This is a genomic window from Luteimonas sp. 100069, assembly GCF_003813845.1.
Classification (GTDB): Bacteria; Pseudomonadota; Gammaproteobacteria; order Xanthomonadales; family Xanthomonadaceae; genus Luteimonas; species Luteimonas chenhongjianii.
Window position 1 is genome coordinate 65,347 of the sequence record NZ_RPFN01000005.1, and the last position, 15,985, is coordinate 81,331.

Sequence of the window (15,985 nt, forward strand, 5' to 3'; positions counted from 1 at the left end):
TCCTCGATTGTGTTTCCATCGGTGCGGGGCAGTCTGTCGCGCTCAAAGCCAACGCGGCAGCAGAATCAGGCCCCACACCACCAGTACGTTGAGCATCGCGACGAACACAGCGGCCGAACCCATGTCCTTGGCCCGGCCCGCGAGCTCGTGGTGCTCCGGCCCATAGCGTTCGATCACGGTCTCGATCGCCGAATTGAGCAGTTCCACCGATAGCACCAGCAGGCAGCTGCCGAGCAACAGTGCGCGCTCCAGCCCGTTGACACCCAGCCACAGTGCCAGCGGCGCGAACACCACCAGCAGGTAGACCTCGAGCCGGAACGAAGACTCGTGCAGCCAGGCCGCGCGCAATCCCTGCCACGACCAGACCGTCGCCCGGAAGATGCGGCCCAGACCGCGTGGCCGATGACCGATTCCGTCCGCCATCGGTCACCGCGCCTCCGGCGGAGCGCGACACGGGGCGCGGACGCCAAAACGGCCCGACACGGGCCGCGCAACAGTCGGTGACATGGGGGACCGCGCATACAGTCGTGAAGCGCCAATTCTGACACGTCCACGGCGCCACGTCGGCCGCTCGCGGTTTGCATCGCCCGTCCGTGGCTGTTGAACTGGCGTGGCGACCGATCCGGAGACTCTGCAATGCGCACGCAACATCTCCCTGCAGCCCGCGCCTTGCTGGCCGCCGCGCTCATCGTTCTGGGCCTGCTGGCCGGCTGCGCCGGGCGCAACGTGGTCCAAGCCCCGCTGGATCCCGTGTCGTCGCCCGAATGGGCCACGGACATGGCGCGATTCGCCGCCGAGGACGTCGCCACGCCGCCGCCCGCGCGGCCCGTGGTCTTCACGGGCAGTTCGTCGGTGCGCATGTGGGAGAGTCTCAAGCGGGATTTCCCGGGCGTCACCGTGCTGAACAGGGGCTTCGGGGGCTCCCAGGTTCGCGATGCGGTCTGGTACGCCGAGGAAGTGGCCCTGCGTTATCGGCCGCGCCAGATCGTGCTCTATGCCGGCGACAACGACATCTCCGAAGGCCGCACGCCGGCCCAGGTCGTCGCCGATACCCGGGCATTCGTTGCCCGCGTCCAGTCGGCCCTGCCCGGGACGCCGGTCGCCCTGCTCGGGATCAAGCCGAGCCCGTCGAGAGTGCACCTGCTCGGGATCCAGCGCGAGACCAACGAGGCGCTGCGCACCTGGGCTTCGCGCCAGCGCAACATCGCCTACATCGATGTGTTCACGCCGATGCTGGGCGCCGACGGACTGCCGCGCGAAGAACTCTTCATCGCCGATCGCCTGCACATGAACGCCGCGGGCTATGCCTTGTGGCGCGAGATCATCGGACCCTATCTGCTGCGCTGACGGCGGTCGCGGCACGCTGACAGCAGGATCACAGCGACCAGCAAAAGGCCGGGGTCGACCGCGACTGCGGCTGTGAAGCAGGGCCACACCGCGCGCCGTGGTCGGGGGTCGGGGGAATCGCCGGAAAATGTGCTCGGGCGAGAACGGGCGGGCCTTCAGCGCCAGGCATACGCGCGCCTCCAGAGGTGGCTCGCCCATCGGCGCTGCGCACTGGGAATGAGTCGCGTCAGCACTTGAAACGATTACAGCCCGATTTCCGTGTCCCGCCGCACAGTGCAAAAGGGCATGGCGTGTGGAGGGTTCCCCGTTCATTGACAGTCGGCGCCGCACTTGCCAGCGTCCTCGGACCGGTATGCATTCGCGTGCCTTGAACTGCAGGAACAGGGAAACAACCGCCGACAGACCAACTTCGTCAAGGAACCCAGCCATGATCCGCAAGCACCTGCTCGTCCTCGCCGTGTCCGCCGTGCTCGCCGCGCCCGCCTTCGCCGCGGAATTGCGCAAGGTCGAGAACGCCATCCCCGGCAAGTACATCGTCGTCTTCAACAGCGGCGACATCCGAGAACAGGTCGATGCAGACCGCCAGGCGGGTCGTCTCGACAAGGCCCTGGCCGGCTCGGCAGATGCGGCGATCGCTGCGGAGGTGGAGAAGCGCGTGGTCGACATCGCCGCCCGCTACGACCTGCCGGTCAGCCAGCTCTATACCCACGCCCTGCACGGCATGGTCGTCGATGCCGACGAGCGCAAGCTTGCGCGCCTGCTCAACGATCCCCGTGTCGAGTTCGTCGAGGAAGACGGCTACATCGAGCTGTCGGCCACCCAGACCGGCGCGACCTGGGGACTGGACCGGGTCGACCAGCGCGACCTGCCACTCAATGGCAGTTACATCTACACCCCGCTGGCCGCGAACGTGCGCGCCTACATCATCGACAGCGGCATCCGCGCCGGGCACACCCAGTTCGGCTCGCGCCTGCTCTCGGGCTATTCGGCGATCAACGACGGCCGCGGCACCAACGACTGCAACGGGCATGGCACGCACGTCGCGGGCACGGTCGGCGGCACCACCTGGGGCGTCGCCAAGCAGGTGCGGCTGGTGCCGGTCCGGGTGTTCGGCTGCTCGGGGGGAAGCTCCAACTCGACGATCATCGCCGGCATCGACTGGGTCCGTGCGAACCGTGTGCTGCCGGCCGTGGCGAACATGAGCCTGGGCGGACCCGCATCGTCCGCGACCGACACCGCGACCAACAACCTCATCAGCAGTGGCGTGACCGTGGTTGTCGCCGCGGGCAACGACAACGGCGCCAATGCCTGCAACTACTCGCCTGCGCGCGTGGCCAATGCGGTGACCGTCGGCTCGAGCACGCGGACAGACGCGCGCTCCTCGTTCTCCAATATCGGCAGCTGCGTGAACATTTTCGCGCCCGGCAGCGCCATCACCTCGGCCTGGCACACCAGCACCTCGGCGTCCAACAGCATCAGTGGCACGTCGATGGCGTCGCCCCATGTCGCCGGTGCGGCGGCGCTGTACCTGACCAACAACCCGTCCGCTTCGCCGGCCACGGTACGCAACTGGCTCTACAGCAATGCGACGACGAACCGGCTGAGCGGCGTCGGCTCGGGCTCGCCGAACCGCCTGCTTTATACCCGCTGAGCGTCGTGATCGTTCGAGGGCGTCCCGACCGGGGCGCCCTCGTCGCGTTCGGGGTTCGATCGCGCGGCCAGCGCACCCGCTGCAGCTTGCGTGGCCACCCGCGTGTTTCACCGTCCGGAAATCCGCGTCGGGCCACACTGCATCCCACCTGGCTTTCCGCTGGAGTCGTCGATGCGCCATCCTGTTCCCGCAGCCCTTGCTGCGTTGCTACTCGGAGCCGTCATGCAGCCTGTATTCGCCCAGTCCACCGTGTCGCCGCAACGGCCGGGAGATCCCGGCTACGAAGCACTGCTGCAGGCAGCCACCGAGCCGGTGCGGGCCCGATTCGGCGACGCCATCCATGTGGAGGTGGAGCGCCTGGACCGCCTGGGCCAATGGGCCTTCCTGCAGGGCACGATGCATGGGGCCGATGGCGGACGTCCCGATTACGCAGGCACGCCCTATGCCGAGCGCGCTGCCGCGGGCGGGATGTCGGATGTCTACGTGGCCCTGCTGCAGGCGACCGCCCCTGCGGCTGAGGGTGCGGCGGCGGTCGCGCCCGAGCGCGTGCTCGACGTCGCGGAGGATGCGGGCGGTGCAGATGTCCCGAGCGCGCAGGCCGGCGATGGCGAGCCGGTGGAATGGACTCTCGTCGATCACTCGATCGGTCCATCCGACGTGAGCTGGCTCACCTGGCCACAGGCGCATGCCGCGCCGCGTCAGCTGTTCGGCTTCTGACCGGCGAACCCGAAAAAGGCCGGCGAAGGCCGGCCTCTGGTTCGACGCCCGTCGGTCAACGTGACGGGGTGATGATCTCGTAGTTGCCCGACGCGCCACCCCAGCTCACCCGCTGCGAGCCGTCGGCATTGACGTTGTTGGAGCCGATGAAGGTCGGCCGGCCATTGTCGAAGCCGGCGAACAGCACGACGTGCGACTGGCCATCGCGTTGCATCAGCACCACGTCGCCCGGTTTCGCGTTCTGCAGCGAGACGGTCTGCCACCCGTCCCCCTTGAGATTGTTGGCGAGCTGGTCGACCGATGCGCTGGCCTGCCCCGGTTCGATCAGGCCTGCCTTCTGCAGCACGGCGGACACGAAGTTGGCGCAGTTGACGTTGTTGGGTACCCAGGACTGCATCGGCAGCTCGTCGCTGTACTTCAGTTCGCCGGCGTTGCGCCCGATGAACTGCTCGGCGATCGCGGCCGCATTGTTGCCGGTAACGGTCCCAGGACCTCCCACCGCGCCGGGCCCGGCAACGGTATCGGCCGGCGCGCCCCGGCCTGCGCCGGCCGCGCCGGGCACCACCAGGGTGTCGCCTGCGTAGATCAGATCAGGATTGCTGATCTTGCTGTTTGCCGCCATCAGGGCGTCGACGGAGGTCCCATAGCGGGCCGCGAGCCCGGAGAGGGTGTCTCCCCAGGCGATGTTGTGGGTGCCACCTGCAATTGCGGTCATTGCATCGTCTCCAGATCGGAAGCTGCGGGCCGCGACGCGCATGCGCGCGGTCGCGGCCGATACGCCACCTTCGCGTTGCCCGGCGCGCGGCTCAATCTGGGAGCGACCCTAGGTCGGCGGCCGCACCTGTTCAGCGCACGGCGCTCACCGAGCAGACGACGCGCCGTTACTGCTGGCGCAGCGCCTCGATCGGATCGAGCTGGGACGCCTTGCGCGCCGGGTAATAGCCGAAGAACAGCCCGGTGGCGACCGAGAACCCCGCAGCAAGCAGCACCACCTGGCTGCTGAGCGCGGTCGGCAGGTCGCTGAAATGGCCGACCAGCAGGGCGCCGCCCACTCCGATCGCGATGCCCAGCACACCGCCGCCAAGCGAGAGCAGCATCGCCTCGGCGAGAAACTGGCGACGGACATCGGTCGGCCCGGCGCCGACCGCCATGCGCAGCCCGATCTCACGGATCCGCTCGGTCACCGACACCAGCATGATGTTCATGATGCCGATGCCGCCGACGATCAGCGAGATCGTCGCGACTGCGCCCAGCAGCAGCGACATCAGCCGGGTAGTCGCCGTCCGCGTGGCGACGATCTCGGAAATGTTGCGCACGGCGAAGTCATCCTCGCCGCCGGGCGCGATGCGATGGCGCTGGCGCAGCAGGGCTTCGACCTCGCCCTGCACGTAGGGCAGGGCGTCGGCGTTCGCGACCGTGAGTGCGATCTGCATCACTGCCCCGGCCGGCAGGCCCATCGCCCCGAGCAGCCGGCGGCGACCGGTTTCCAGGGGGACCATCATCACGTCGTCCTGGTCCTGGCCGAAGCCGCCCTGGCCTTTGGAGTTCAGCACGCCGACCACGGTGAATGGCGTGCGCCCGATCCGCACCGTCTGCCCGACGCCGCTGTCTTCGCCGAACAATTCGCGGCGCACGGTCTCGCCGATGATCACGCTCTTGCCGGCGCCGCTGTAGTCGTGGGGCTCGAACCCCGATCCTTCGACGATCGTCCAGCCGTTGATCTCGAAGAAGTCGGGCTGCACGCCCTGCCAGGTGCTCGCCCAGTTTTTCTCCCCGAATACGATCTGGCTGTTGCCACGCAGCGAGCCCGACACCAGCTGCACTTCCGGAATCTCTTCGCGGATCGCCTCGGCGTCGCCCTCGCTCAGGGTGAAGAAGCTGCTGCTGGCCTGGCGCGCGCCCCCCGTGGTACGCCGCGAACCGGGCGAGATGTCGAGCCGCTGCGAACCCAGCCCCGACACCATGCGATCGATCTCGGCCTGCGTGCCCTGGCCCACCGACACCATGACGATCACCGCAGCGATGCCGATGATCACGCCCAGCGACGTCAGGGCGCTGCGCATCCAGTTGCCGCGCAGTGCAAAGATCGCCGTGCGCAGTACGTCGAGATAGGTCATGGCGTGACTCCGGCGGACGCCTGCGCGATGCGGGTATCGAAGGGGCCTTCCTCGTGCAGCTCGCCGTCACGCATCACCATCGTGCGATCGGCATGCGCGGCGATGTCGGGATCGTGGGTGATCAGCACCACCGTATGTCCCTCGACGCACAGGCGTTTGAACAGGGCGAGGATCTCCTCGCCGGTCTTCGTGTCGAGCGCGCCGGTCGGCTCGTCGGCCAGCAGGACCGGCGGACGGTTGATCAGCGCGCGCGCGATCGCCACGCGCTGCTGCTGTCCACCGGACAGCTCGCTCGGCCGATGGCCACCGCGGTTCGCCAGGCCTACGGCTGCCAGCGCGTCGCGCGCCCGGCCGGCGCGTTCGTCGTGGGGCACGCGTGCATAGCCCAGTGGCATCGCAACATTCTCCAGCGCACTCATACGCGGCAACAGGTTGAAGCCCTGGAAGACGAAGCCGATCTTGTCCCGCCGCAGCTCGGCCAGTTGCTCACGGTCGAGCGTGGCGACGTCGATGCCGTCGCACAGATACTGGCCGCCGGTCGGCGTATCGAGACAACCGATCAGGTTCATCAGCGTCGATTTGCCCGAACCCGACGGGCCCATGATCGCGACGAACTCACCGTGCGCGATCGTCAGGTCCACGCCCTTGAGCGCGACGACCTCGGCCTCGGTCCCGGCCGAATAGACCTTCTCCAGCGCGCGGGTCTCGATGACCGGCGGCCGGACCACGGGCGGCGGCGTGGACGCACTCATCGGGCGGCCGCGCGCTCGCCGGTGACGATCAGGTCGCCCTCGGCCACCGCGCCCGCGATTTCGGTCGCGCTGCCGTCGCTGGCACCCAGTCGCACCGGTACAGCTTCGCGGCGACCTCCGACGAGGCGGTAGATGGTCACGCGGGTCGCGCCGACGGTGGCCGCCAGCGTCCGGTTCCACTGCGCGCGCTGCGTCGCATCGAGCGTTGCGGTGAACTCGGCGAACGTCTGCTGGAAGCGATCCATCATCCGCTGGCGGATCTGCGCCTGGACGCCGGGATCGCTGCGGGCGCTGCCGCCCGGTGGCATGCCGGGCGGTGGACCACCGGCCGGCATACCGCCGGAACGCCCGCCACCCCCCTGGCCGCCCTGCCCGCTCGGGCGCGCCGCCTGCTGGCTTTCGCGCATCGTCGCCAAAGCGCTGTCGAACGCCGCCTGCTGGCGTGCATCGAGCTGCATGGCGGCGGCAGCGGCAGCCAGGTCGTCGGCAAGGCCGCCGCCGCGCGGCGCCGAACCGCCGGCAGGCTGCGCAGCCGGGATGTCGGCGGCATCGGCCGGCCGATAACGCAGCGCGGCATTGGCGACCTTCAGCACATTCTCGCGATTGCTGACTTCGATCTCGGCATTGACCGTCAGCCCGGGCAGCAGGGTGCCGTCGGCGTTGTCGACGGCCACGACCACCGGATAGGTCACCACGTTGTTGGTCGTCGTCGCCGCCAGCCGGACCTGCTCCACGGTGCCGCTGAAACGCCGGTCGTTGAACGCGTCAGAGGTGAACGTCACGGCCTGGCCCACCTGCACCTGGCCGATGTCGGCCTCGTCGACCGCCAGTTCGATCCGCATCTTGCGCAGGTCCTCGGCGATCGTGAACAGCTCGGGCGCCTGCAGGCTCGCCGCGACCGTCTGCCCGGGCTCGATCGAGCGGGTGAGGATGGTGCCGTCCACCGGCGAGCGGATCACCGTACGCTCCATGTTGATGCGCGAGGTCTGGGTGGAGGCGGTCTGCTGCACGATCTGCGCCTGCGCCGAGCGTACCTGCGCGCGGGCCTGCTCGAGCGCGGTGCGCGCGAGGTCGACATCACTTCGCGCGACCAGCTGCTGCCCGGCCAGCGCGGTTTTGCGCTCGTAATCCAGCTCCGCATTGCGCAATGCCGCCTGGGCCTGCGCCAATGCGGCGCGGGCGCTGTTGATCTGGGCCGAGCCCTGCTCGATCTGCGCCTGGTAGGTCGCCGGATCGATGCGGGCCAGCACCTGGCCCTGCTCGACGGTGTCGTTGAAGTCCACCAGCACCTCGGTGATCTGGCCGGAGACCTGGCTGCCCACGGTCACCGTCGAAGTCGCACTGAGCGTGCCCGTGGCCGAGATCACCACGCGGATGTCGCCGCGCTCGACCGGCGTCGTGCGCCAGGCGTCCTCACCGCCTGCGGCCGTGCGCTGCGACCACCACCACATGCCGCCGGCAGCGACCGCGGCGATCAGGAGGACGGGAACGAATCGCGGCACGGCGCGACGGCGGGGCTTGGTGCTCTTCGACATGGGTCAGGTCTGGAGTGACGACTGCACACGCTAACGCACCAGGCACGAAACAGTTGACTGCGCGTCGCAGTTTCCCTGATCGGGCGCTCAGCCGCGGCTCAAGCGGTTCAGACCAGGCGGTCCCGGAACACGACGGTGACCGTGGTGCCCTCGCCGGCGGCACTTTCCAGTGCGACCGGCCAGCCGAAGCGCGTGCCCAGACGGCGCACGATGGACAGGCCGATCCCCTTGCCCGACTGTGAAAACGGGTCTGCGCGATAGAACGGGTCGTAGACGCGCTTGAGCACGTCGGCGGTCATGCCGATGCCGCTGTCGCGCACGATGATCCGGTCGTTCATGACGATCACTGCCACGCCACCGGTCTCGGTGAATGCCCAGGCGTTGCGCAGCAGGTGACCCAGCATCACGCCGAGCACGCGCGGCGGGGCGTCGAGCCGCGGGCGGGCCTGGACGTCGAGTTCGAGCGTGAGGTGCTTGCCCTCGAACAGCGGCCGGACCTTGTCGAGTTCTTCCTCGACCACCTCGACCACACCGAAGATCTCGCTCTGTGGCATCACGCCGCGCTCGCGAGCAAGCACCAGCAGCGCATCGATGACCGCTTCCATGTCCTGGGTGGCGCGCCGGATCCGCAGCAGCGGCCGTTGCTGGTGCGGTGGCGTGGCCGGGTCGGACGCGATCATGTCGCTGGCCACCCGGATCACCGTCAGCGGGGTACGCAGCTCATGGCTGGCATCGCGGGTGAACTCGCGCTCACGCCGCACGAAGGCGCTGATGCGCTCGCCCAGCCCGAGCAGCGCACTGGTGAGCGCGCGCGCCTCGCGGCCGGTGTCCTCGCGGGTCGACAGCGGCGGCGGCACGCCGTCGCCGTCGTCGGACGGGTTCCAGCGTGCAACCTCGTCGGCCAGCCGATGGATCGGCAACACGATCCGCCTGGAAGTGCGATAGGTCATCCAGGAGACGACGAACATGGTCGCCATCATCAGCAGCGCCAGCGCTCCGGCCGCGAGCGCGAGGATACGATCGAACAACGACAGCGAAGCGGCGAGGTAGAGGGTGCCGCCCGGCCGACGGTCGACGAGCAGCACGCCTTCGGTGTCGCTACGCGGCGAAAAGCCCTCGGGGGCATCCTTGAAGCGCACGACGCTACCCATCGCCCGCTCCGCGCCGACGATCGACTGCAGCGCGCTGCCGTCGTCGGGCACGAAATATCCCTGCAGGTTGACGCCGAAGGGCGGCGGATACGCCACGTCGGTACCGCGCGCCTGCCACCAGACATCGGCCTCCGCGCGGAGCCATTGCCGCGCGACGACCTCGCGGCCGATGAAGGCCGCGGTCATGACGCAGACGATCAGCGTCAGACCGGCAATGACCGCCTGGAACGTGAACGCATCGCGGATGCGGTTGGGAAGACCTTGGGGCATCGTGGAGCGCTAGATCGGCTCAGGCCGGCGACTGTTCGATGTCGGCGATCCGGTAGCCGGCGCTCTGCACGGTGTGCAGCAACTGCTTCTCATAGGGCTTGTCGATGATCTTGCGCAGGTTGTACAGGTGACTGCGCAGGGTGTCGGAGTCGGGCAGGCTGTTGCCCCAGATCTCGCGCTCGATCTCCTGGCGGTTGACCACACGCGGCGATTCGCGCATCAGGATCGTCAGCAGTTTCATGCCGATCGGCGAGAGCTGCAGCTCGGTACCTCCGCGCGTGGCGCGCATGCTGGCCGGATCGAGCACCAGATCGGCGACCTTGAGCACTTCCGAGCCGACCTGGCGGCGTTCGCGGCGGATCAGCGCCCGCAGGCGCGCCTCAAGCTCCTGGATCGCGAACGGCTTGGTCAGGTAGTCGTCTGCCCCCGAACTCAGCCCGGTGAGCTTCTCGTCCAGGGTGTCGCGCGCGGTCAGCATCAGCACGGGCGTCGACTTGCGCGCGTCCTCGCGCAGCCGCTTGCAGACTTCGATGCCGTCCAGGCGCGGCAGCATCAGGTCGAGGACGATGACGTCGTAGTTGTTCTCGGTCGCCAGGCGGTAGCCGTCGAGGCCGTCGGCGGCATAGTCCACCTCGAAGCCCCGACCTTCCAGATATTCGCCGACCATCTCGGAGATGTTGCGATTGTCCTCGACGATGAGGACGAGACCCCCGGGTTCCTGACCTGCGCGCATGAACAAACTCCAGACCTGGTGCAATGGATTAAGGTTTGTGAAACTCTCATTTTTGAAGTGCACGAGTTGTGAAGATTCCGTATGTCGCCATGGCTGGGGCCTCCGGCGCTACGATCGGCGCTCCCCCGTCCCTGACCCTGCGCCATGACCGGCTACGAACGTTATCTCCCGATCCTGTTGCTGGTGGGCTCGAACATCTTCATGACGTTCGCCTGGTACGGGCACCTCAAATACCGGAGCGCGCCGATTCTGACCGTCATCGTCGTCAGTTGGGGCATCGCGTTCTTCGAGTACATCCTGATGGTGCCGGCCAACCGCATCGGCGCAACGGTCTACTCCGCGCCGCAGCTCAAGGGCATGCAGGAGGTGATCACCCTGCTGGTCTTTGCCGGTTTCTCCACGTGGTACCTCGACCAGCCGCTGAAGTGGAACCACTGGGCCGGCTTCGCCCTCATCATCGTGGCGGCCTGGCTGATCTTTCTGGAATGACCGTTCGCGTGGACGGTCGAACGAAGACGGGCGCGTCGCCCTGCCGCGCGGGGAGCCGACGGCCTCAGAAGCGGATGCGTCCGGTCAGGATGTCCTTGAACATCACCCAGTCGCCCATGAAGGAATACAGCGGGTGCCGGAACGTGGCGGGCCGGTTCTTCTCGAAGAAGAAATGCCCCACCCAGGCGAAGCCATAGCCGCAGACCAGCGCCGCGAGCAGCCACCAGGCGTTGCGCTGCCACAGCGCGACGCCGAGCAGGACCAGCACGCCGCAGCTGCCGATGAAATGCAGGCGCCGCGACACCGCGTGCGCATGTTCGCCGAGATAGAACGGATAGAACTCGCGAAAGCTGGCGAATCGCTGCATCGGTCTGCCCGGAGAGTCGTTGCACCATTGATCGCACCGGGCCCGGCGCGCGTCAACCGGCTCAGCCGCTGCGCGGCGCGAGCATGATGATCGCCATGCCCGCCAGGCACAGCCCGGCGCCGAGCAGGTCCCAGCGGCTCGGCGCGACGCCATCCACGCGCCACAGCCACAACAACGCGACCGCGACATAGACCCCGCCGTAGGCCGCGTATACGCGGCCCGTTGCAGTGGGATGCAGGCTCAGCAGCCAGACAAAGGCCGCGAGCGCGAACGCTGCCGGCACCAACAGCCAAGGGCTGCCGTTCTGGCGCAGCCACAGCCACGGCAGATAACAACCGACGATCTCGGCCAGCGCCGTCGCAACGAACAGCAGCAGGACCTTCATGGATCGCGTTCAGCCTGCTTGGCGCGCAGCCAGTAGCCGTCCTGGGCGTCGAGCCCCTGCCCCGCCAGCGGCGTGCCATCGGCTTCCGCCATCGCTTCCATCGCGCGGAACCTGCGCTCGAACTTGTGGTTCGCGCGGCGCAGCGCGCTGCCGACATCGACCTTCGCGTGTCGCGCCAGGTTTGCCGCGACGAACAGCAGGTCGCCGATCTCCTCTTCCAGCCGCGCCTGCGCCCCGCTGTCGCCGGGGTCGGCGGCGATCGCAGCGAACTCCGCGCGGACTTCATCGATCTCCTCGTGCAGCTTGTCGATCACCGGCGCCGGCCCCGGCCAGTCGAAACCGACCCGCGCGGCACGCTGCTGCAACTTCACCGCGCGCTGCCACTCGGGCAGTCCACGGGCGATGCCGGCCAGCGCCGAGACATCGGTCTCGCCCGCCGCCGCGCGTTCGGCACGCTTGATCGCCTCCCAGTTGCGCAGCACCGTCTGCGCGTCACCGGCACAGGCGTCGCCGAAGATGTGCGGATGACGGCGGATCATCTTGTCGCTGATCGCGTCGACGACCTCGCCGAATGCGAAGGCGCCCTGCTCCTCGGCCATCCGCGCATGGAACACGACCTGGAACAGCAGGTCGCCCAGTTCGTCGCACAGGCCGGGAAGATCCTTGCGATCGATCGCGTCGGCGACCTCGTAGGCTTCCTCGATGGTGTAGGCGGCGATCGATGCGAAATCCTGCTCCAGATCCCAGGGGCAGCCGGACTGCGGATCGCGCAGACGCGCCATGATCTCGAGAATGCGGCGGATGTCGCCCGGGGCATGCGGCATGGGAATTCCTGTGGCGAGACGGAAGGTGGCGCCGAGTCTAGCGAGCGGTGCAGCGCGTGGCAGCGCGCGTCCGCTGCGTGGGATGGCGCTCAGCCGCGGGACCCGACCCAGTCGCGCCATGGCAGGCCCGGATCGCCCAGCGCGATGAAGTCGCCATTGAGGATCGTGTCGCGCTGGTTGTAGCGGAACGGTCGGCCGCGCGGGTCGAGCACAACGCCGCCGGCGCCCTCAAGGATCGCCTGGCCGGCCGCCGTATCCCATTCACTGGTCGGACCGAAGCGGGGATAGACGTCCATGCCGCCTTCGGCGAGGCGACAGAATTTCAATGACGATCCCAGCGCCACCGGCATTGCATCGCCGATACGGGCGAGCAGCGCGGTCGTCCGTGGATCGCGATGTGACCGGCTCGCGGCGACACGCAGCCCGCAATCGCCATGGCGCCGCGGCGCGTGCAGTGCGATGTCGCGCGCACCTTCGCGCTTGAAGGTGCCGAGCCCGGGCGCGCCATGCCACAGCTCACCCGTCACCGGTGCCTGGATCACGCCGAAGGTCGCGAGCCCCGCTTCGATCAGCGCGATGTTGACCGTGAATTCGCCGTTGCGCTTGACGAACTCCCGCGTGCCGTCGAGCGGATCGACCAGCCACATCCGCGTCCAGCTGCGGCGCGTCGCGGTCGGCACGGTGTCGGCCGATTCCTCCGACAGCACCGGGATCCCCGGGGTGAGCGCCTTCAGGCCATCGACGATGATGTGGTGCGCAGCCAGATCGGCGGCGGTGACCGGGCTGGCATCGGCCTTGCGGACGACGTCGAACTCGTCGGCGTAGATCCGCAAGATGGCCTCGGCTGCGGCGCGGGCGATCGCTATGACGCCCTCGCGCACATGCCCGGATACGGGGGCGGCGGCCTCAGCCACCGTGGTGGCGCAGCCAGTCGCGGACGATGAACAGGGCAGCGATCGAGCGGCCCTCGGAAAAGTCCTCGCGCAGGATCAGCTCGTGCAAGGCATCGAGCTTCCACGGCACCACTTCAAGCTCCTCGGGCTCGTCGCCGGCCAGCCGCTCGGGATAGAGATCGCGCGCGAGGACCAGCGTAGCCTGGTGGCTCATGTACTGCGGCGCCAGCGAGATCGATCGCAGCGCCTCCAGGCGCCGGGCGCCGAATCCGATCTCTTCCTTGAGCTCTCGGTCGGCCGCCTCGAGCGCGGTTTCGCCGGCATCGATGCGGCCCTTGACCAGGCCCAGCTCGTAGCGGTGAAAGCCCGCGGCGTACTCGCGTACCAGCAGTACGGTATCGGCGTCGGCCATCGGCACCACGATCACCGCGCCGTGGCCACGCCCGTGCAGCCGTTCGTAGAGCCGGCGCTCGCCATTGGAGAACTCGAGATCGAGCCGCTCCGTGCGATAGAGCGCGGCATCGTGTTCGGTGACCTCATGGATGGTCGGCAGTGTCTTGCTCACGCCGGCACGCTCCCGCCTGCACGGGCGCGGCGATGCGGGGCGATAATGCGCGGATGACAGGACAGATTCACGATCCGGCCATTCTAGCCGACGGCAATGACTGGCGGACCCGCGACCTCGCCGCGGTCTGGCATCCATGCACGCAGATGCGCGAACACCCCGACGTGCAGCCGCTGCTGCCGATCGAGCGCGGCGAAGGCGCGTGGCTGATCGAAAGCGGTGGCCGCCGCATCCTCGATTCGGGCAGCAGCTGGTGGACCAACCTCCATGGGCACGCCGAACCCCGCATCGCCGAGGCCATCGCCACGCAGGCGCGCACGCTCGAACAGGTGATCCTGGCCGGCTGCACGCACCCGCGCGCGGTCGAGTTGGCCGAACGCCTGCTCAGGCTCGCACCCCGTGAGCCGGGGCGCGCGCCACTGACGAAGGTGTTCTATGCCGACAACGGCTCGGCGGGTGTCGAGGTCGCGCTGAAGATGGCGTTCCAGTGGTTCCAGAACCGCGGCGACGCGCCGCAGCGGACCAAGTTCGTCGCCCTGCAGAACGGCTATCACGGCGAAACCCTGGGCGCGCTCGCGGTGGGCGACATCCCGCTGTATCGACGGGTCTATGCACCGCTGCTGTGCGAGTCGGTGTTCGCGCCCTCGCCCGATGCCTACCTGGCCCGCGACGGCCTGAGCGCCGCAGGCCAGGCCGAGGAGGCCGCCGATGCGCTGGCGCAGCTGCTCGACGAGCACGCGGGCGAGATCTGCGCGCTGATCCTCGAGCCGTTGATCCAGTGCGCCGGCGGCATGCGCATGCACGATCCGGTCTATCTCAAGCGCGTGCGCGAGCTGTGCGACGCGCACGGCATCTTCCTGATCGCCGATGAGATCGCCGTCGGTTTCGGTCGCACGGGCACTTTGTTCGCGTGCGAGCAGGCGGGCATCCAGCCCGACCTGCTGTGCCTGTCGAAGGGCCTGACCGGCGGCTTCCTGCCACTGTCGACGGTGCTCGCGACCCAGGCGCTCTACGATGGCTTCCTCGATGCCTCGCGCGAACGTGCCTTCCTGCATTCGCACAGCTACACCGGCAACCCGCTGGCCTGCGCCGCTGCGCTGGCCTCGCTCGACATCTTCGAGAGCGACGACGTGCTCGCGCGCAACCGCGGCACTGCGGCGAAAATGGCGACACTGGCGGCCGAGGTCGGCATGCACCGGCACGTGGCCGACACCCGCCGGACCGGCATGGTCGTGGCCTTCGAACTGACCCGCGATGGCGACCGGCGCACGCCCTTCGACCCTGCGCTGCGCGTGGGCCTGCGCGCCTACCGTCATGCGGTCGAGCGCGGGGTGCTGCTGCGTCCGCTCGGCGACATCCTCTACTGGATGCCGCCCTATTGCATCGACGATGCCCAGCTGCAGCTACTGACCGCGGTCACGGCCGAGGCGATCGAGGAGGCGACCGCATGCGCGTGATCCGGGCATTCGTCGACCGTCCGCTCGGCCCCGGTGCGTCCATCGAGCTGCCGGACGATGCCGCCGCGCATCTGGTACGCGTGCTGCGCCTGCGCGAGGGCGACGCCTGCGTGTTGTTCAACGGCGACGGTTTCGATCACGACGCGCGCCTGGTCAAGGTGGGCAAGCGCGGTGCGAGCGCCGAGATCGTCGGTACGCGCGCGGTGGATGTCGAATCGCCGCTGCGGATCACCCTGGTCCAGGGCATCGCGCGCGGCGAGAAGATGGACTGGATCCTGCAGAAGGCCACCGAACTGGGCGTCGCAGCCTTCCTGCCGGTGTCGAGCGATCGCAGCGAGGTCAGGCTCGACGCCGAGCGAGCGGCCAAGCGCCATGCGCACTGGCGCAGCGTGGTGACCTCGGCCTGCGAGCAGAGCTGGCGCGCGCGCGTGCCCGAGGTCTCGGCGCCGCAGCCGCTGGCCGCCGCGCTCGCCGCGTTGCCGGGCAGCAGCGCGCGCTGGCTGCTCGACCCCGAAGCGGAGACCGGGATTGCGGGCCTGGCGGCGCCAGCGGGTGACGTCGTACTCGCGATCGGTCCAGAGGGCGGCTGGTCGGCCAACGACCGCGCCGCCCTGGTTGCTGCGGGGTTCGGCGGCCTGCGCCTCGGACCGCGGATACTGCGGACCGAAACCGCGGGCATGGCCGCGATCGCCGCGCTCCAGGCGCGCTTCGGCGACCTCGCCGGCTGAGCGC

Annotated in this window: 18 protein-coding genes; 6 read left to right on the top strand and 12 right to left on the bottom strand. The window is 68.7% G+C overall.

The genetic code is table 11. The features are described 5' to 3' along the window. Positions 1–42: 42 nt before the first annotated feature. Positions 43–423, bottom strand: a complete 381-nt coding sequence (locus EGK76_RS11725; RefSeq protein WP_123832744.1) for a diacylglycerol kinase — start codon at positions 421–423, stop codon at positions 43–45. 213 nt (positions 424–636) lie between these two features. Here EGK76_RS11725 and EGK76_RS11730 point away from each other — a divergent pair, with 213 nt between their 5' ends. The 3 genes from EGK76_RS11730 (at position 637) to EGK76_RS11740 (ending at position 3,715) form a co-directional block, all read left to right on the top strand. After that, the gene (locus EGK76_RS11730; protein WP_123832745.1) at positions 637–1,347 is read left to right on the top strand and encodes an SGNH/GDSL hydrolase family protein; all 711 of its coding nucleotides are present in this window, start codon (positions 637–639) and stop codon (positions 1,345–1,347) included. Between the two features lie 427 nt (positions 1,348–1,774). Continuing rightward, positions 1,775–2,998 carry a S8 family peptidase gene (locus EGK76_RS11735; RefSeq protein WP_123832746.1) on the top strand — a complete coding sequence of 408 codons (1,224 nt, stop codon included), beginning with the start codon at positions 1,775–1,777 and terminating at the stop codon, positions 2,996–2,998. 222 nt (positions 2,999–3,220) lie between these two features. After that, positions 3,221–3,715 (top strand): hypothetical protein, encoded by a 495-nt coding sequence (locus EGK76_RS11740; protein WP_123832747.1) that lies wholly within the window; start codon positions 3,221–3,223, stop codon positions 3,713–3,715. Positions 3,716–3,770: 55 nt separating this feature from the next. Here the strand turns inward: EGK76_RS11740 and EGK76_RS11745 are convergent, their stop codons facing one another. From EGK76_RS11745 to EGK76_RS11770, 6 genes are all read right to left on the bottom strand, one after another. Next, the gene (locus EGK76_RS11745) at positions 3,771–4,430 is read right to left on the bottom strand and encodes a LysM peptidoglycan-binding domain-containing protein (protein WP_199730906.1); all 660 of its coding nucleotides are present in this window, start codon (positions 4,428–4,430) and stop codon (positions 3,771–3,773) included. A gap of 166 nt (positions 4,431–4,596) precedes the next feature. After that, positions 4,597–5,832, bottom strand: coding sequence for an ABC transporter permease (locus EGK76_RS11750; protein WP_123832748.1), 1,236 nt, complete (start codon positions 5,830–5,832; stop codon positions 4,597–4,599). Further along, the gene (locus EGK76_RS11755) at positions 5,829–6,584 is read right to left on the bottom strand and encodes an ABC transporter ATP-binding protein (RefSeq protein ID WP_096297332.1); all 756 of its coding nucleotides are present in this window, start codon (positions 6,582–6,584) and stop codon (positions 5,829–5,831) included. The genes EGK76_RS11750 and EGK76_RS11755 overlap by 4 nt, the downstream gene beginning before the upstream one ends. Then, on the bottom strand, positions 6,581–8,119 hold the full coding sequence (locus tag EGK76_RS11760; protein ID WP_123832749.1) for an efflux RND transporter periplasmic adaptor subunit: 1,539 nt from the start codon (positions 8,117–8,119) through the stop codon (positions 6,581–6,583). The genes EGK76_RS11755 and EGK76_RS11760 overlap by 4 nt, the downstream gene beginning before the upstream one ends. 107 nt (positions 8,120–8,226) lie before the next feature. Next, positions 8,227–9,540, bottom strand: a complete 1,314-nt coding sequence (locus EGK76_RS11765; RefSeq protein WP_096297330.1) for a HAMP domain-containing sensor histidine kinase — start codon at positions 9,538–9,540, stop codon at positions 8,227–8,229. A gap of 19 nt (positions 9,541–9,559) precedes the next feature. Next, positions 9,560–10,273 (bottom strand): response regulator transcription factor, encoded by a 714-nt coding sequence (locus EGK76_RS11770; protein WP_096297329.1) that lies wholly within the window; start codon positions 10,271–10,273, stop codon positions 9,560–9,562. 144 nt (positions 10,274–10,417) lie between these two features. On the opposite strand from EGK76_RS11770, the gene EGK76_RS11775 reads away from it, so the two are divergent. Continuing rightward, entirely contained in the window at positions 10,418–10,762 is a 345-nt protein-coding gene (locus EGK76_RS11775; protein ID WP_096297328.1) for a DMT family protein, read from the top strand. Positions 10,763–10,826: 64 nt separating this feature from the next. Here EGK76_RS11775 and EGK76_RS11780 read toward each other — a convergent pair whose 3' ends face one another. From EGK76_RS11780 to nudE, 5 genes are all read right to left on the bottom strand, one after another. Next, positions 10,827–11,129 carry a DUF962 domain-containing protein gene (locus EGK76_RS11780; protein WP_123832750.1) on the bottom strand — a complete coding sequence of 101 codons (303 nt, stop codon included), beginning with the start codon at positions 11,127–11,129 and terminating at the stop codon, positions 10,827–10,829. Positions 11,130–11,190: 61 nt separating this feature from the next. Next, entirely contained in the window at positions 11,191–11,514 is a 324-nt protein-coding gene (locus tag EGK76_RS11785; RefSeq protein WP_123832751.1) for a YnfA family protein, read from the bottom strand. Then, positions 11,511–12,338, bottom strand: a complete 828-nt coding sequence (gene mazG / locus EGK76_RS11790; protein ID WP_123832752.1) for a nucleoside triphosphate pyrophosphohydrolase — start codon at positions 12,336–12,338, stop codon at positions 11,511–11,513. Before mazG ends, EGK76_RS11785 begins: the two co-directional genes overlap by 4 nt. Before the next feature lie 89 nt (positions 12,339–12,427). Next, positions 12,428–13,252 (bottom strand): 3'(2'),5'-bisphosphate nucleotidase CysQ, encoded by an 825-nt coding sequence (cysQ, locus tag EGK76_RS11795; RefSeq protein WP_123832753.1) that lies wholly within the window; start codon positions 13,250–13,252, stop codon positions 12,428–12,430. Then, the gene (gene nudE, locus EGK76_RS11800) at positions 13,245–13,796 is read right to left on the bottom strand and encodes an ADP compounds hydrolase NudE (protein WP_233580286.1); all 552 of its coding nucleotides are present in this window, start codon (positions 13,794–13,796) and stop codon (positions 13,245–13,247) included. Before nudE ends, cysQ begins: the two co-directional genes overlap by 8 nt. A gap of 53 nt (positions 13,797–13,849) precedes the next feature. Between nudE and bioA the strand changes: the two genes are divergently transcribed. Then, positions 13,850–15,253: an adenosylmethionine--8-amino-7-oxononanoate transaminase gene (gene bioA, locus EGK76_RS11805; RefSeq protein WP_096297323.1), complete on the top strand. Its 1,404-nt coding sequence runs from the start codon at positions 13,850–13,852 to the stop codon at positions 15,251–15,253. Then, positions 15,244–15,981 (top strand): 16S rRNA (uracil(1498)-N(3))-methyltransferase, encoded by a 738-nt coding sequence (locus EGK76_RS11810; RefSeq protein WP_123832754.1) that lies wholly within the window; start codon positions 15,244–15,246, stop codon positions 15,979–15,981. The genes bioA and EGK76_RS11810 overlap by 10 nt, the downstream gene beginning before the upstream one ends. Positions 15,982–15,985: the final 4 nt, after the last annotated feature.

What these genes read in the sequence shown, in the direction of transcription:
- EGK76_RS11730 (WP_123832745.1), top strand. Translation starts at nt 637, where the DNA reads ATGCGCACGCAACATCTCCCTGCAGCCCGCGCCTTGCTGGCCGCCGCG.
- EGK76_RS11755 (WP_096297332.1), bottom strand. Translation starts at nt 6,584, where the DNA reads ATGAGTGCGTCCACGCCGCCGCCCGTGGTCCGGCCGCCGGTCATCGAG.
- EGK76_RS11735 (WP_123832746.1), top strand. Translation starts at nt 1,775, where the DNA reads ATGATCCGCAAGCACCTGCTCGTCCTCGCCGTGTCCGCCGTGCTCGCC.
- EGK76_RS11775 (WP_096297328.1), top strand. Translation starts at nt 10,418, where the DNA reads ATGACCGGCTACGAACGTTATCTCCCGATCCTGTTGCTGGTGGGCTCG.
- EGK76_RS11765 (WP_096297330.1), bottom strand. Translation starts at nt 9,540, where the DNA reads ATGCCCCAAGGTCTTCCCAACCGCATCCGCGATGCGTTCACGTTCCAG.
- bioA (WP_096297323.1), top strand. Translation starts at nt 13,850, where the DNA reads ATGACAGGACAGATTCACGATCCGGCCATTCTAGCCGACGGCAATGAC.
- EGK76_RS11785 (WP_123832751.1), bottom strand. Translation starts at nt 11,514, where the DNA reads ATGAAGGTCCTGCTGCTGTTCGTTGCGACGGCGCTGGCCGAGATCGTC.
- EGK76_RS11810 (WP_123832754.1), top strand. Translation starts at nt 15,244, where the DNA reads ATGCGCGTGATCCGGGCATTCGTCGACCGTCCGCTCGGCCCCGGTGCG.
- EGK76_RS11780 (WP_123832750.1), bottom strand. Translation starts at nt 11,129, where the DNA reads ATGCAGCGATTCGCCAGCTTTCGCGAGTTCTATCCGTTCTATCTCGGC.
- EGK76_RS11740 (WP_123832747.1), top strand. Translation starts at nt 3,221, where the DNA reads ATGCAGCCTGTATTCGCCCAGTCCACCGTGTCGCCGCAACGGCCGGGA.
- EGK76_RS11770 (WP_096297329.1), bottom strand. Translation starts at nt 10,273, where the DNA reads ATGCGCGCAGGTCAGGAACCCGGGGGTCTCGTCCTCATCGTCGAGGAC.
- mazG (WP_123832752.1), bottom strand. Translation starts at nt 12,338, where the DNA reads ATGCCGCATGCCCCGGGCGACATCCGCCGCATTCTCGAGATCATGGCG.
- EGK76_RS11760 (WP_123832749.1), bottom strand. Translation starts at nt 8,119, where the DNA reads ATGTCGAAGAGCACCAAGCCCCGCCGTCGCGCCGTGCCGCGATTCGTT.
- EGK76_RS11725 (WP_123832744.1), bottom strand. Translation starts at nt 423, where the DNA reads ATGGCGGACGGAATCGGTCATCGGCCACGCGGTCTGGGCCGCATCTTC.
- EGK76_RS11750 (WP_123832748.1), bottom strand. Translation starts at nt 5,832, where the DNA reads ATGACCTATCTCGACGTACTGCGCACGGCGATCTTTGCACTGCGCGGC.
- EGK76_RS11745 (WP_199730906.1), bottom strand. Translation starts at nt 4,430, where the DNA reads ATGACCGCAATTGCAGGTGGCACCCACAACATCGCCTGGGGAGACACC.